15 protein-coding genes are annotated in these 13,357 nt (G+C 60.9%); 3 read left to right on the forward strand and 12 right to left on the reverse strand.

Features of this window, described 5'->3' with window-relative positions; genetic code table 11:
• Positions 1 to 24 precede the first annotated feature (24 nt).
• From FLP30_RS01845 to folK, 11 genes are all read right to left on the reverse strand, one after another.
• Entirely contained in the window at positions 25 to 855 is an 831-nt protein-coding gene (locus FLP30_RS01845; RefSeq protein WP_149278087.1) for a phosphatidate cytidylyltransferase, read from the reverse strand.
• Positions 852 to 1,592 (reverse strand): polyprenyl diphosphate synthase, encoded by a 741-nt coding sequence (uppS, locus tag FLP30_RS01850; RefSeq protein WP_149278088.1) that lies wholly within the window; start codon positions 1,590 to 1,592, stop codon positions 852 to 854. The genes FLP30_RS01845 and uppS overlap by 4 nt, the downstream gene beginning before the upstream one ends.
• A 50-nt stretch (positions 1,593 to 1,642) precedes the next feature.
• Complete coding sequence (gene frr / locus FLP30_RS01855; RefSeq protein ID WP_149278089.1) at positions 1,643 to 2,206, reverse strand: ribosome recycling factor; 564 nt, start codon at positions 2,204 to 2,206, stop codon at positions 1,643 to 1,645.
• 90 nt (positions 2,207 to 2,296) lie between these two features.
• Positions 2,297 to 3,034, reverse strand: coding sequence for a UMP kinase (gene pyrH, locus FLP30_RS01860; protein WP_149278090.1), 738 nt, complete (start codon positions 3,032 to 3,034; stop codon positions 2,297 to 2,299).
• A gap of 121 nt (positions 3,035 to 3,155) precedes the next feature.
• On the reverse strand, positions 3,156 to 4,046 hold the full coding sequence (gene era / locus FLP30_RS01865; RefSeq protein WP_149278091.1) for a GTPase Era: 891 nt from the start codon (positions 4,044 to 4,046) through the stop codon (positions 3,156 to 3,158).
• A 26-nt stretch (positions 4,047 to 4,072) separates the two neighbouring features.
• Complete coding sequence (gene rnc, locus FLP30_RS01870; protein WP_149278092.1) at positions 4,073 to 4,798, reverse strand: ribonuclease III; 726 nt, start codon at positions 4,796 to 4,798, stop codon at positions 4,073 to 4,075.
• A gap of 2 nt (positions 4,799 to 4,800) precedes the next feature.
• Positions 4,801 to 5,604, reverse strand: a complete 804-nt coding sequence (gene lepB, locus FLP30_RS01875) for a signal peptidase I (RefSeq protein WP_149278093.1) — start codon at positions 5,602 to 5,604, stop codon at positions 4,801 to 4,803.
• A 71-nt stretch (positions 5,605 to 5,675) separates the two neighbouring features.
• Entirely contained in the window at positions 5,676 to 6,083 is a 408-nt protein-coding gene (gene acpS / locus FLP30_RS01880; RefSeq protein ID WP_149278094.1) for a holo-ACP synthase, read from the reverse strand.
• Positions 6,080 to 8,353: a RelA/SpoT family protein gene (locus FLP30_RS01885; RefSeq protein ID WP_149278095.1), complete on the reverse strand. Its 2,274-nt coding sequence runs from the start codon at positions 8,351 to 8,353 to the stop codon at positions 6,080 to 6,082. The genes acpS and FLP30_RS01885 overlap by 4 nt, the downstream gene beginning before the upstream one ends.
• 76 nt (positions 8,354 to 8,429) lie before the next feature.
• Positions 8,430 to 8,801, reverse strand: coding sequence for a DNA-directed RNA polymerase subunit omega (gene rpoZ / locus FLP30_RS01890; protein WP_149278096.1), 372 nt, complete (start codon positions 8,799 to 8,801; stop codon positions 8,430 to 8,432).
• Between the two features lie 90 nt (positions 8,802 to 8,891).
• Complete coding sequence (folK, locus tag FLP30_RS01895) at positions 8,892 to 9,413, reverse strand: 2-amino-4-hydroxy-6-hydroxymethyldihydropteridine diphosphokinase (RefSeq protein WP_246856557.1); 522 nt, start codon at positions 9,411 to 9,413, stop codon at positions 8,892 to 8,894.
• A gap of 194 nt (positions 9,414 to 9,607) precedes the next feature.
• Here folK and FLP30_RS01900 point away from each other — a divergent pair, with 194 nt between their 5' ends.
• From FLP30_RS01900 to FLP30_RS01910, 3 genes are all read left to right on the forward strand, one after another.
• Positions 9,608 to 10,225 carry a LabA-like NYN domain-containing protein gene (locus tag FLP30_RS01900; protein ID WP_149278097.1) on the forward strand — a complete coding sequence of 206 codons (618 nt, stop codon included), beginning with the start codon at positions 9,608 to 9,610 and terminating at the stop codon, positions 10,223 to 10,225.
• A gap of 129 nt (positions 10,226 to 10,354) precedes the next feature.
• Entirely contained in the window at positions 10,355 to 11,041 is a 687-nt protein-coding gene (locus FLP30_RS01905) for a carbonic anhydrase (RefSeq protein WP_149280163.1), read from the forward strand.
• Positions 11,042 to 11,078: 37 nt separating this feature from the next.
• Positions 11,079 to 11,933 (forward strand): endonuclease/exonuclease/phosphatase family protein, encoded by an 855-nt coding sequence (locus FLP30_RS01910; RefSeq protein WP_246856558.1) that lies wholly within the window; start codon positions 11,079 to 11,081, stop codon positions 11,931 to 11,933.
• A 51-nt stretch (positions 11,934 to 11,984) separates the two neighbouring features.
• Here FLP30_RS01910 and FLP30_RS01915 read toward each other — a convergent pair whose 3' ends face one another.
• Complete coding sequence (locus tag FLP30_RS01915; RefSeq protein WP_149278099.1) at positions 11,985 to 13,286, reverse strand: DEAD/DEAH box helicase; 1,302 nt, start codon at positions 13,284 to 13,286, stop codon at positions 11,985 to 11,987.
• Between the last annotated feature and the right edge of the window lie 71 nt (positions 13,287 to 13,357).

Consider the following 13,357-nt stretch of genomic DNA (forward strand, 5'->3'; position numbering starts at 1 on the left):
GGCCCCGAGCCTGCGCCAGAAACACTAGCCGGGCAACACCCTGACCAGAGAAGAGACAATGTCGCCCAGGCTGATCGCCCAGAAAGGCTGCCCCGCTACGGCACATATGGACAGGGCCGCAGCCACAGGGGCCGCCACCACAAGCCCGTCAAAACGGTCAAGCAAGCCACCATGCCCAGGCAGCAGAGTGCCGGAATCCTTCACACCCAAGGCGCGCTTCATCGCACTTTCGGCCAGATCGCCGGACTGGGAAGCAACACCCAGCACCATGGCCCACAGGGCTGCACCAGACAGCCCCCCTAGCCCCGACAGAGCAGCAACACCCAGCCCTGCCAGCATAGCGCCCAAAAGGCCACCAACAGCGCCAGAGCGCGTTTTGCCCGGAGAAATACGAGGAGCAAGCTTAGGCCCACCCACCAGCCGCCCCGTCACATAGGCAGCACTGTCGGAGGCCACGACAACAGCCACCACAAACACAACGGGCCATGCCCCGGTCTGATGCAGCCACAGCAAGGCAGTGCCCGCCAGCACGATCACGCACATGATGGCCCATAAGGCCGGGCCAAATACAAAGGCGCTGAAACAGAATGCAGGAAAATACGCCCAATGGCCGCTGGCAGCCGACAGACCGGCACACACGCCCCACAGGCAATACAGAACACCCCGCCAGCGACGCAGCGACAGGTCGAACAGGGTTGCGGCCTCGGACGCCATACCCCCCATGGCGGCAAGCACCAGAGCAGCATAAGGCAGCCCCCCGGCACCAATGCACACAGCCGCCACGCTGATCAGCACGACGGCGGAAATCAGACGGGGGCGCAGGTCACGCCAGGCAGACTGCCCATCAGCACTCATGCCGAGGCCACCGGCCTTGCTCCAAAGCGCCGCTCACGCCGCGCATACAGGTCCAGCACTGTTGCAAAATGTCCTTCGTTAAAATCCGGCCAGAAAACGTCCAGAAACACCAGTTCGGCGTATGCACTCTGCCAGAGCAGGAAATTGGACAGCCTGCATTCCCCACTGGTACGCACGATCACGTCCGGGTCTGGAATACCGGCTGTCCACAAATGCGCTGCAAAATCGGCTTCGGTAATCTGGTCAGGGTCGATGGTGCCATCCCGGCTGGCGCGTGCCAGGCGCTGTACGGCCTGCACAATATCGCCCCGGCCGCCATAGGACAGCGCCAGCAGCAACACCAGACGGCTGTTGCCCGCTGTCAGCTCCTCGGCCCGCGTCAGTTCCGCACGCAGTCCTGCGTCAAACCGGCTCAGATCACCGATAAAGCGGATCTGCACACCTTCTGCATGCAGTTCACGCACCTTGTGCCGCAGGTAGTAGCGCAGCAGACCTGTCAGGTCTGCGACCTCCTGCGGTCCCCGTGACCAGTTTTCGGAAGAAAACGCATACAGGGTCAGATACGTCACGCCCCGCTGCATGGCCGCCCGCAGGCAGCGGGCCACTGCATCGGCCCCCGCACGGTGCCCCGCAAGGCGTGGCAAGCCCCGTGCGCCAGCCCAACGCCCGTTGCCATCCATGATAATGGCAACATGCGCCGGAACGGCTACCTTCTTTCCGACCAGATCAGGAGACATTGGTTGACTAAACCCATTCGTCCGGTTCAGGCGCAGCAGGCCGGACATACTCAGACCTGTTTGATTTCCTTGTCTTTTTCGGCAAGCATGTCTTCAATTTTTTTGACATACTGGTCCGTCAGCTTCTGGATGGCGTCAGACCATGTCTTGACGTCGTCCTGGCTGATATCGCCCTTCTTTTCAAAGCTCTTGGACTTGTCCATGCCGTCGCGCCGCACGCCACGTACGGCTATCTTGGCCCCTTCCGCATAGCGGGCGGCGGCCTTGGCCAGCTCGTTACGGCGTTCTTCCGTCAACTGCGGGATCGGCACGCGGATGCTCTGCCCTTCGGACGCGGGGTTCAGGCCCAGCCCGGCATCACGAATCGCACGTTCCACCGCACCAGCCAGAGCACGGTCCCATACCTGCACGGTAATCATCCGGGCTTCAGGCACGGCAATGGAGGCAACCTGGGTCAGCGGCACTTCCCCGCCGTATGCTTCCACCCGCACCGGCTCCAGCAGGGCCGGGCTGGCCCGACCCGAACGCAGGCCGGAGAAGTCACGGCGCAGGCTGTCCAGCGCACTTTCCATGCGGCGTTTCAGATCATCCAGCAGAGCATTCAAGTCAGACATGGCGGTTTCTCCCGTTCGTCAGGAAAGGCAGCCCCCTTCCCTGTTTCCAGTTCTCACCCCGCAAGCCGCCCGTGGGCGGCTCCGGCTTTATCAGGCAGTTTCGATAATGCGGGTATAGGGGCCTTCTCCGCGCATAACGCGCCCGAAGGACCCTTCTTCACCGATATTGAAAACGATGATGGGCAGCTTGTTCTCACGCGCAAGGCTGATTGCTGCCGCATCCATCACGTTCAGCTGGTTGGCCAGCACGGTCATGTAGGTCAGTTCATCATAGCGGGTGGCCGAGGGATCCTGCTTGGGGTCGGCGGAATAGACACCATCAACCTGCGTGCCTTTAAGCAGCATGTCGCATTCCATTTCCGCCGCGCGCAGGGCAGCCGCCGTATCGGTCGTAAAGAAGGGGTTGCCTGTGCCCGCAGCAAAAATGACCACGCGCCCTTTTTCCATATGCCGCACGGCGCGACGGCGGATATAGGGCTCCGCTACGGAAGACATGTGGATAGCGGACATCACCCGTGTGGGGATTTCCTGCTCTTCCAGCGCGTTCTGAAGCAGCAGGGCGTTGATGACCGTGGCCAGCATGCCAGCATAGTCACCCTGGGCACGGTCCATGCCCTTGGCCGCTGCCGCCAGGCCGCGAAAAATATTACCACCGCCCACAACAAGGCAGACCTCGACACCGCCACGCACCACTTCGCTGACATCGCGCGCAATGCGTTGCACCGTCTTCTGCTCGACCCCGAAGGCCCCGTCACCCATCAGGGCTTCCCCGGACACCTTGAGCAGAACACGTTTACGGTTAGGCGTTTCACCGACAGAAGCAGTCATGGGCCCTCAATCACGCAAGCAGTCCGTACCAAACCCTGCCGGGCGCAAGCGCCGCCGCAGGGTTGCCCTCTCTTATCCTTCATGGCCCAGCGCCACAAGCGGGCATACGCCCGCCTGGGTGTCATGGCACATCATCAAGGCCGATTGCGCGCAGTCTGGCCCGTTCCTCATCCCAGCCTGAGCGTTCCTTAACATTCAGGAAAAGATGGCAGGGCCGTTCCAGCAAACCGGCAAGCTGCTTGCGGGCACGCTCGCCTATCTGACGGATTTTCTGCCCACCATTACCGATCAGGATAGCCTTGTGGCCTGCGCGTGCGACATAGATGGTCACATCAATCCGCACGGAGCCGTCGGGACGCTCCTTGTAGCTCTCGGTTTCTGCCGTGGCACCGTAGGGCACTTCCTCATGCGTCTGCATGAAAATCTGCTCACGCACCAGTTCGGCCGCCAGCAGGCGGTCGGGCAGATCGGTCAGGTCGTCCTCGGGGTAAAGATACGGCCCCTCGGGCAGGGTAGCCGCCAGACGGTCGAGCAGATCCCCCACGCCGTTGCCGGTGCGGGCACTGACCATGAAGACATGCTCCACTGTCAGCTTTTCCGTAATAGCAACCGTCAGAGGCAGCAACGCCCCTGCGGCAACAAGGTCAGTCTTGTTCAGCACCAGCCAGACCCTGCGGCCAGCCTGTGCCAGACGGGCAATGATTTCCTCCACCGCCTCTGTCAGCCCGGAGCGGGCATCCACCAGCAGCAGGGTGATGTCGGCATCTTCCGCCCCGGTCCAGGCAGCGGCGACCATGGCCCTGTCGAGCTTGCGGCGCGGCTTGAAAATACCGGGGGTGTCAACCAGCAGAATCTGGCTTTCCCCCCGCATGAGAATACCCAGGACCCGAAAGCGCGTTGTCTGCGCCTTGGGAGAAACGATGGAAAGCTTGGCGCCTGCCATCTGGTTCAGCAAAGTGGATTTACCCGCGTTCGGGGCGCCCACCAATGCTGCAAAACCGCAACGTGTCATGTCAACTCTGTCCTGATCTTTGTGCTTCAGCCTTTTGGGCTGCCATCCAGTCTGCCCAGCAATGCCGCTGCCGCTGCGCTTTCGGCAGCGCGCTTGTTGCCTGCACGTCCCTCTTCCGACTGGCCACCCGCAGTTACCCGCACCACAAACAGGGGGGCGTGGGACGGGCCATCGGCTCCCACTGTTTCATAGGCTGGCAAACCCAGCGCACGGGCCAGCACCCATTCCTGCAAGGCTGTCTTGGGGTCCTTGGGGGGCAGAGCCTGCGCGTCCAGCACCGCCTTCCAGAAGGCACGTACGATCTTGCGGGCGGGATCAAGCCCGCCATCCAGAAAAACAGCCCCCAGCACAGCTTCCAGCGCATCCGACACCACATTGGCGGTGGTCTGCACCCCGGCCCTTGCCTCGTGCGCGGCAACAGCCAGCACATCGGGCAGACCTAGCTGTTCGGCAATAACCGCCAGTGTCGCGCGGGATACCAGATGCGCCAGGCGGGAGCCCAGAGCACCTTCCTGCTCGCCCGGATAGCGTTCCAGTAGCCATTCCGCCATCAGCAACCCCAGCACACGGTCACCCATGAACTCCAGTCGCTCGTTAGACCCGACACCCTTGGCCTTGTGCCGCTTGCGCGCCCCCGCACGCTGGTGCGCGGCGGAGCGATGGGTCAGTGCCTCCTGCAACAAGGCCGGGGTGGTAAATGTGTAGCCAAGCCGTTCCTGCAGGGCGACAACGCTGGCGGAGGGTGTTTCCATGCTCACTGCACGCTCCGCAGCAGGCGGGGCCAGCGGATTTCCGCAGGCCAGTACCAGACCTGCCAGCCAGGATGCTCATCCGCGATGGAAAAGAAAATCCGCTGCGCTTTACCTACAAGGTTTTCAAACGGCACAAACCCGAGGTCCTTGGGGCCATCCCCCATGAAGCGGCTGTCCGCGCTGTCGTCCCGGTTATCGCCCATTGCAAAGAAATGCCCGGGCGGCACCACATATTCAGGGGTGTTATTCTGCGCGCCATCGTCGGTCAGCTTCAAGATTTCATGCCGCACAGTCGCTGCTCCGTCACTGCCGGGCAGCTCCTCGGTGCAGGCTTCCCCCTCCATATCCATATGGCTTTCATCCCGCGCAACATAGGGGTGAGCATCCACGCAGGGCACAGCCTGACCGTTGAGGTACAGGTGGCCATTGGTGACCTGAACATGGTCCCCAGGCAGGCCAATAATGCGTTTGACGTAATCGACCGAGGTATCCTTGGTAAAACGGAACACCACGACATCACCCCGGTGCGGCTGAGCGCCCCAGATCCGCCCTGAAAACAGGTCGGGCGAGAACGGGAAGGAATAGCGGGAGTAGCCGTAGGTGTATTTGGAGACCCAGATATAGTCCCCCACCTGCAAGGTCGGGATCATGGAGCCTGAAGGAATGACGAACGATTCAAACAGGAATGTCCGCACCACAACAACCACGAGCACGACAGAAACCAGTGTCCGCAGATACTCCAGTGCTGTTTGCCCTGCGGAGGCGGGGCGCCCTGCTCCTGCGGGAATATGGTCCACTGTATTCATGCCTGCGCCTCGCCCGCTACTGTTCCGGAAAATGAAAACCCGCGGGATCAAGCCGTGCGGGCGGTATGATGTCAACCCGGACGGGCCGAGATAAACACCTGCGCGAACGCATACGGCACCTCGTCCGTCAGGCTTAGCAGCACCTGGGCCACACAACCGGCCGGTGTCATGCCTTGCAGCACCTGCGCGGCCTGACCTGTCAACCGCAGTTGCGGCGCGCCGGACGCCAGGTTCTCCACCTCGATCTGGCTATGCGTGACCCCTTGGGCAAACCCTGTGCCCAGCGCCTTGGCACAGGCCTCCTTGGCCGCCCAGCGCTTGGCATAGGTACCGATACGGGCCTGACCTGAACGCGCATTGGCGTAGCGGCGTTCCCCCGGGGTAAAAACACGATCGACAAAGCGGGGGCCAAAACGCTCCATGACCCGCTCTATCCGCCGCATGTCGCACAGGTCCACCCCAGTGGCGAGCAGGGTCACGAACGCGCCCTGTCAGCCTGCGTAATACCGGAAACCGCCCGCAACCCGGCGATAACGGATGACAGATGGCGCAAATCACGCACCTCTACATCCACAATGATTTCCATGTATTCGAGCTGTCGGTTGACGATCTTGAGATTGACCATGGGTGCGTCGCAGCGGGAAATGGCGTTGGTAATACCCGCCAGCACCGAGGCATCGTTTTCCGCCACAACACTGATCCGCCCGACACGGACAGCGCCCCCATCCCCCGTACGGGCCATGGCGTCGTAATCCCAGTCAACATCCAGAAACCGCTCAGGCGTTGCCGCAAAGCTTTCCAGTGTCTGACAGTTGCGGGTGTGAATGGTCACACCTTTGCCCGTCGCCACAACGCCGACAATCCTGTCGCCAGGCAAAGGGTGACAGCAGGCGGCGTAATGCACGGCAACGCCTGAGCCCAGCCCCACCAGCGGCACAGCCCGTGCTGAAGGCTTGCGCCCCAGAGCGTTGCCACCACCTGCGTGCAGGCGCGGCCCAGCGGTACCCAGCACCCCCGGCAGCCCGGCCAACATCCGGGGCACACGCTGCACCCGCCGTAGCTCGGGGTAAGCCGCATGCACAACATCACGCGCTGTCAGAGCGTTGGAGCCAACCGCCACATACAGATCGGACAGGGAACTCTGTTTGAGAGCCTTGAGCGTGGTTTCAATAACCTTTTCCGCCCCATCCACACCTTCCTGGCGGAAGGCCTTGGCCAAGGCGACACGGCCACTGTCCAGCGCGGCCTGGCGCTGCTGCTGCGTGACGTAACGCCGGATACGGGCGCGCGCCTTGCCGGTAACAACAAAACGCTCCCACGATGGCGACGGTGCGCCACCGCGCGCGGTCATAATTTCGACCTGGTCGCCGTTTTCCAGCTCATGCCGCAGGGGCATCAGACGGCCATTGATTTTGGCCCCGACGCAGGTGTCACCAATCTGGCTATGCACCGCGTAGGCAAAATCAACCGGAGTAGCGCCCCGCGGCAACGAGATCAGCTGGCCTTTGGGGGTGAAGCAGAAAACCTGATCCTGATAGAGTTCCAGTTTGGTATTTTCGAGGAACTCATCCGGTGCGGAAGAGGCTTCAAGAATTTCCAGCAGGTCCTGCACCCAGCGGGGGCGGCGCAGCCCGCCATAGCCACCTTCCTGCACGCCGGTGCCTTCCTTGTAGGCCCAGTGTGCAGCCACGCCGTTTTCCGCCACGTCATGCATGGGGCGTGTGCGGATCTGCACCTCAATCTTCTGGTTGCGGGGCGACCGGAGCGTGACCCCTGTGTGCAGGCTTTGATAGCCGTTGGCCTTGGGGGTGGAGATGTAATCCTTAAACCGCCCTGCAATCATCGGGTACGCCGCATGCACAGCACCCAGGGCCGCGTAACAGCTCTCCCGCGTGTCCACCACGACACGGAAGGCCATGATGTCGGACAACTGCTCAAACGCCACATTCCGGCGCTGCATTTTTTCCCAGATTGAGTAGGGCGATTTTTCCCGCCCTGAAACCTGCACGTCCTTCAGCCCGGCCTCATGGCACAGGCGCAGCAGTTCACACCGCACATCCTCGATCACGTCCGCCCCCTGCCCCCGCAGGTAATTCAGGCGTGTACGAATGGTGCTGTCGGCTTCGGGCTCAAGCTGGGCAAAGGACAGGTTTTGCAGTTCGGTCTTCACCCGGTCCATGCCGATACGTTCGGCAAGGGGGGCGTAAATATCCAGTGTTTCACGCGCAATGCGCTGCCTACGGTCGGTACGTTCGACAAAATGCAGGGTGCGCATGTTGTGCAGGCGGTCGGCCAGTTTGACCAGCAGGACGCGAATGTCCTTGGACATGGCCAGCACGAGCTTGCGGAAATTTTCGGCCTGCTTGGTGCGGTCCGACTGGAGTTCCAGCCGGGTCAGCTTGGTCACACCATCGACCAGATCGGCAACAGTCGCACCAAACTGGCGCTTGAGGTCATCGTGGCTAACGCCTGTGTCCTCAATCGTGTCGTGCAGCAGCGCGGTGCAGATCGACTGCGCATCCAGCCGGAAACGGGCCAGAATCATGGCCACGGCCAGCGGGTGCGTTATGTAGGGGTCGCCGTTATCACGGCTTTGCTCAGCATGGGCCTTGAAGGCAACATCAAAGGCCCGACGGATCAGGCCTTCATCGTCCTGAGACCCGTAAGTGAGAAAGCGGGCAACCAGCTTCTCACAGGAGATGTCCCCTTTACCCTCGGACTCCTGATCCGGGGCGGGCGACGACACCATGGAACGACCGCCCCCGTCGCGGAGGCCAGACGATTCAGACACTGGGGTGTCGCCGCCGGGATGCGCCATCCGGCTGTTACCGCCGGGCGCGACCGGTCAGGGCTGCCTCGATGGCGCGTGCGTCATCGGCTTCCTCCTCCTCGGCGGAGACTTCCTGAAGGCCGAAGATATTCTGTTCCGTCGGGACCAGATCCTGCACTTCTTCTTCCACCGGCTCGGGCTCGGGCTCACGCGCCTGAGAACGGATCAGATCGCTACGCAGAGCCTTGATCTGAACCGTCTCGTCCGCGATTTCGCGCAGGGCAACAACGGGGTTCTTGTCGTTGTCACGATCAATGGTCAGTTCCTCACCCCGGGAGATGTTGCGGGCACGCTGTGCCGCATACACCACCAGCTCAAAGCGGTTGGGAACCTTTTCTACGCAGTCTTCGACGGTGACGCGGGCCATTGGAAATGAGCCTCCAGACAGTTCAGCTTAACGAATACAGACAATAAACAGAACAGTCATAATACCGCATCGCCCCCTTACAGGGAAGGACTATTCCCCGGCGCGCTGAATTTCCTGCCCCTGCACGGCGGCAAGCATGTCCGCCATGCCATATCCAAGGCGCGGATGCACCCATGTTGGGCAGACATCATGCAGGGGTTGCAGCACAAAGGCCCGCTCATGCGCGCGCGGGTGGGGCAGCACCAGATCGGGTGTCTGGAGGCACTCATCCCCGCAGGCTATCAGGTCCAGGTCGAGCGTTCGAGCCGCATTGGGGACGGAACGAACACGCCCGCAGGACGTTTCGATTGTTTGCAGCGCAGCAAGCAGCTCGAAAGGATCAAGCTCCGTGTCACAGAGCACCACGCCATTCACATACGGCGGCTGGCCGGATGGCGGCATCGGCGCGGTTTCATACCAGTGCGAAACAGCCAGCACGCGCAGGCCAGGCACGACCTGCAAAGCCGCCACCGCCTGCTCGCAGGTTACGCGGGCGTTCTGCCCCCCGTAGGGCAGGTTGGCACCCACCGCGACAAGGGCGTGCCGGGAGTTTCCTATGGCTTTGTTCATCATTCCTCTCTAAGACTGAAGGGGGGATACCCACAAGGGCCACTCCCCCACGCGCCCCTGGCCATTACCGGGGAGCACCCTCCCGCGCCACTGTCTGTCAACGCAGCATCTTGGAACTTCGGCGCAAATATTGCCATTTCATTAACGCATGCCCAAAAAGACGACATTATCCGATCATCCATAGAGGACAGAAAATCATGAATCTCAGAAAAGAAGAAAAGGTCTGCCTTTTTATTGATGGATCAAGCCTTTACTCAACATCACGCAGTCTCGGCTTTGATGTTGATTATAAAAAACTGCTCGATTTCTTTACCGCTAGAACCAACGTTGTTCGAGCGTATTATTATGCGGCCATATTGGATACGGAAGATTACTCCCCCCTCAAGCCATTGACCGACTGGCTGTCCTATAATGGCTATTTCCTTGTCACCAAGCCTGCGCGCGAATTTATCGATTCTACCGGCAAACGCCGCGTCAAAGGCAACATGGATATCGAAATCGCCGTCGATATGCTGGAAATGGCCCCCCATATCGACCACGCCATCCTCTTCAGCGGGGATTCCGATTTCCGCCGCGTTGTGGAGGCCGTGCAGCGCCAGGGCACGCGCGTGTCCGTGGCCTCGTCCATGAAATCCACCCCCCTGCTGATCGGGGATGATCTGCGCCGTCAGGCAGACCAGTTTCTAGAACTGGCCACCATAGGCGCGCATTTTACACGCAGGCAGATGGACCCGGCACGGCCACGCCAGAACCCCGCTCCGGTCCGCCACCCGGCCGACCAGATGAGCGAACACGATGATGACCCGCTAGCCTGAAACCTTAAGCCCTAAAGAAACGTTACATCTCTACGCAAGCGGTGCGGATCGATCCCGCGCCTCTTGCCAAAAGACAACCGTGACACAATCATTTGCCCCATTCTCCCTAAAACTTTCCGGAGTTAGATGATGCCTACTTGTTCCGAAGCCCGAAGCAGCCTGTTAACCCTGCTGCGCGGGGTCGAGCATTTCAATACGGAAGTTTTCCCGGCAAAAGAGAAGCTGTTCGCCAACCTTGCCACCGGCCAGGCTCCGCAGGCATTGTTCATTGCCTGCGCCGACAGCCGCATTAACCCGAACCTGATCACCCAGACCGAGCCGGGCGACCTGTTCATTCTGCGTAACATCGGCAACCTGGTACCCGCTTATGGGGAAATGCTGGGTGGTGTGTCCTCGGCTGTGGAATACGCCGTCATGGGGCTTGGGGTTTCGACCATTATTGTCTGCGGTCATTCGGACTGCGGGGCCATGAAGGCGCTGCTGGATCCCGAAAAAGCCGGTCTGGACTCCATGCCCACCGTGCGCTCCTGGCTGCGTAATGCGGAAGCCGCACGGGCAACGGCCCTGAGCACCCTCAAGGCGGAAGATGCTGGCCCGGCAACCGTGCGTTGCCTGGCCGAGCAGAATGTCATTCTCCAGCTTGCACATCTGCGTACGCACCCAGCTGTGGCGGCTGGCCTTGCCTCTGGCACGCTGTTCCTGCAAGGCTGGTTTTATGACATCGGCAGCGGCGAAATTACGATCCTGGACGAACAGACCCGCAAAAGCACTTCCGTCAACGACATCATCAAGACTCTGGAAAAAGAACCCGCCTAAGGGTTTACCCCGCCACAGCCAGCGCAGTTTGCTGGTTGTGGCACTTATTTTCTTTCTCCCTACAGCCTCCACCAGCGCCGCCAGCACACCGCTGCGCCTGAGCACATGGAATGTGGAATGGCTGCTGGATGAAACATCCCCCACAACCAGCACCGCCCCCGCCGACCGCCCTTATCGTGGCCCGCAGGACTATGCCGCCATGGCCGAATATGCGGCGCGCCTGAAGGCTGATGTTATCGGCATGCAGGAAGTGGATAGTCCCGCCACTCTGGGCAGGCTTTTTCCACCCAGCCGCTATCAGCTTCTATTCTCGGACGACAGTATTCTCCAACGCACCGCCCTTGTTGTACGCAAGGGGCTGGCACTACGCCGCAATCCGGACATCACAGCCTTAAACACAAACCCGCCGGGGGCTGTTCATGCCCTGCGTAGCGGGCTGGATGTCAGTCTGTTTGTAAACGGCACGGAACTGCGGCTTTTGATCGTCCACCTTAAAACCGGCTGTTGGGACAACCCACCGGCTGAGCGCCACCATGCATGCCCGACCCTGTTACAGCAGTTTGATGTTCTCAAACGCTGGATCAGCGCCAGAGCAGCGGAAGGGAGCGCCTTTGCAATCATGGGTGACTTCAACCGCCGCATGACCCCTCAGGACCCTCTGTTTCTAACCCTGACCCAGGCAGCCCCGCTGGACCTGACCACCGCACACACTGCCAGCCCCTGCCAGGGAGGAGGCTATTTTATTGACCACATTCTACTCGGCGGGGCGGCTATGGGCTGGAAGGAAGCAGGCTCTTTGCACGTCATGCTCATTCCACAGGGGGAGAGCCCCGTCTTGAGCGACCACTGCCCCGTCTCCATTACCCTGAACATTCCAACCAAAACCCCATAAAAAAAGCCGCAACACAGTGTGCTGCGGCTTTGAAACCAAGAGCTTGCGCCCTCAGGCAGGCGTTGCAGCCCGGTGCCCATGGCGACGCGGTGCGCCACCCTGACCACCGCGCGGAGCACCACGGCCACCGCCGCCGCCACCTGGACGCTGGCCACCACGGCCACGGCCACCACCACCCAGAACAGGCGGACGCTGGGTTGAAAACTCAGCTTCCTCAGAATGCCAAGGGTGGTCACGCACCACGGGAATGGACTTGCCGATTGTCTGCTCAATATCCTTCAGCCATGCCCGCTGCTCGGCATCGCAGAAGGAGACCGCCCAACCATCACGTCCGGCACGCGCCGTACGGCCAATGCGGTGGACGTAGCTTTCCGGCACGTTCGGCAGGTCATAGTTGAAAACATGGCTGACATCATCAACGTCAATCCCACGGGCGGCAATGTCGGTCGCAACCAGCACCTTGACCGCACCGGAGCGGAAGCCACGCATAGCGCGCTCACGCGCACCCTGAGACTTGTTGCCATGGATCGCTTCGGCCACAACGCTGTTACGGTTCAGGAACTCCGCAACCTTGTTGGCTTCATGCTTCATGAGGGTAAACACAACAGCCCGCACGACCTTGTCGGATTCCACCATGGTCAGCAACGCGTCCCGCTTGTCGGAGGCTCCGTTGACAAACATGATGGCCTGCTGGATGCGGTCAACCGTGCTGGAGGGCGGCGCAACCTCAACCCGAGCTGGGTCATTGAGCAAAGAAGCTGCCAGTTCCTCAATGCTCCGCGGCATGGTCGCCGAGAACAGCACAGTCTGGCGCTGCGGGGGCACAAAGGTCATGATCCGGCGGATATCGCGCACAAACCCCATGTCCAGCATGCGATCAGCTTCATCCAGTACCAGAATTTCCAACGCGGACAGGTCAATATAGCCCTGCCCGATCAGGTCCAGCAGACGGCCGGGGGCTGCAACCAGCACGTCAACGCCACGACGCATGGCTTCGACCTGACGGCCCTGCCCCACGCCACCGAACACGACGGCCTGGGTAAAGCGCATGTGGCGGGCATATGCCTTGAAGCTGTCGCTGATCTGGGCAACCAGTTCACGCGTTGGGGCCAGCACCAGCACACGGGCCTGCTTGGGGCCTGCCGCACGGGGGTTTTTAATCAGATGTTCCAGAATGGGCAGCGCGAAAGACGCGGTCTTGCCTGTGCCTGTCTGGGCAAGGCCAAGCAGATCCCGCCCTTCAAGCAGATGGGGAATAGACCCTGCCTGAATGGGGGTAGGTGTGTCATAACCCTGCTCGGTCAGAGCCTTCAGCAGGGGCTCGGCAAGTTTCAGATCCGAAAAAGTAGTCATCAAGGCCAACCTTTTTGTGCAGCCTGAAAATGAGACACAGCCACTTTTTCAGTTATGCACCATATAGTCAC

Origin of the sequence: Acetobacter vaccinii (assembly GCF_008365315.1) — a bacterium.
Lineage (GTDB): Bacteria > Pseudomonadota > Alphaproteobacteria > Acetobacterales > Acetobacteraceae > Acetobacter > Acetobacter vaccinii.

Bases quoted from the DNA above. Each gene is read 5' to 3' on its own strand.
- FLP30_RS01915 (WP_149278099.1), bottom strand. From the start codon at position 13,286: ATGACTACTTTTTCGGATCTGAAACTTGCCGAGCCCCTGCTGAAGGCT.
- FLP30_RS01885 (WP_149278095.1), bottom strand. From the start codon at position 8,353: ATGGTGTCGTCGCCCGCCCCGGATCAGGAGTCCGAGGGTAAAGGGGAC.
- pyrH (WP_149278090.1), bottom strand. From the start codon at position 3,034: ATGACTGCTTCTGTCGGTGAAACGCCTAACCGTAAACGTGTTCTGCTC.
- uppS (WP_149278088.1), bottom strand. From the start codon at position 1,592: ATGTCTCCTGATCTGGTCGGAAAGAAGGTAGCCGTTCCGGCGCATGTT.
- FLP30_RS01845 (WP_149278087.1), bottom strand. From the start codon at position 855: ATGAGTGCTGATGGGCAGTCTGCCTGGCGTGACCTGCGCCCCCGTCTG.
- frr (WP_149278089.1), bottom strand. From the start codon at position 2,206: ATGTCTGACTTGAATGCTCTGCTGGATGATCTGAAACGCCGCATGGAA.
- era (WP_149278091.1), bottom strand. From the start codon at position 4,046: ATGACACGTTGCGGTTTTGCAGCATTGGTGGGCGCCCCGAACGCGGGT.
- rnc (WP_149278092.1), bottom strand. From the start codon at position 4,798: ATGGAAACACCCTCCGCCAGCGTTGTCGCCCTGCAGGAACGGCTTGGC.
- lepB (WP_149278093.1), bottom strand. From the start codon at position 5,604: ATGAATACAGTGGACCATATTCCCGCAGGAGCAGGGCGCCCCGCCTCC.
- FLP30_RS01905 (WP_149280163.1), top strand. From the start codon at position 10,355: ATGCCTACTTGTTCCGAAGCCCGAAGCAGCCTGTTAACCCTGCTGCGC.
- folK (WP_246856557.1), bottom strand. From the start codon at position 9,413: ATGATGAACAAAGCCATAGGAAACTCCCGGCACGCCCTTGTCGCGGTG.
- rpoZ (WP_149278096.1), bottom strand. From the start codon at position 8,801: ATGGCCCGCGTCACCGTCGAAGACTGCGTAGAAAAGGTTCCCAACCGC.
- FLP30_RS01900 (WP_149278097.1), top strand. From the start codon at position 9,608: ATGAATCTCAGAAAAGAAGAAAAGGTCTGCCTTTTTATTGATGGATCA.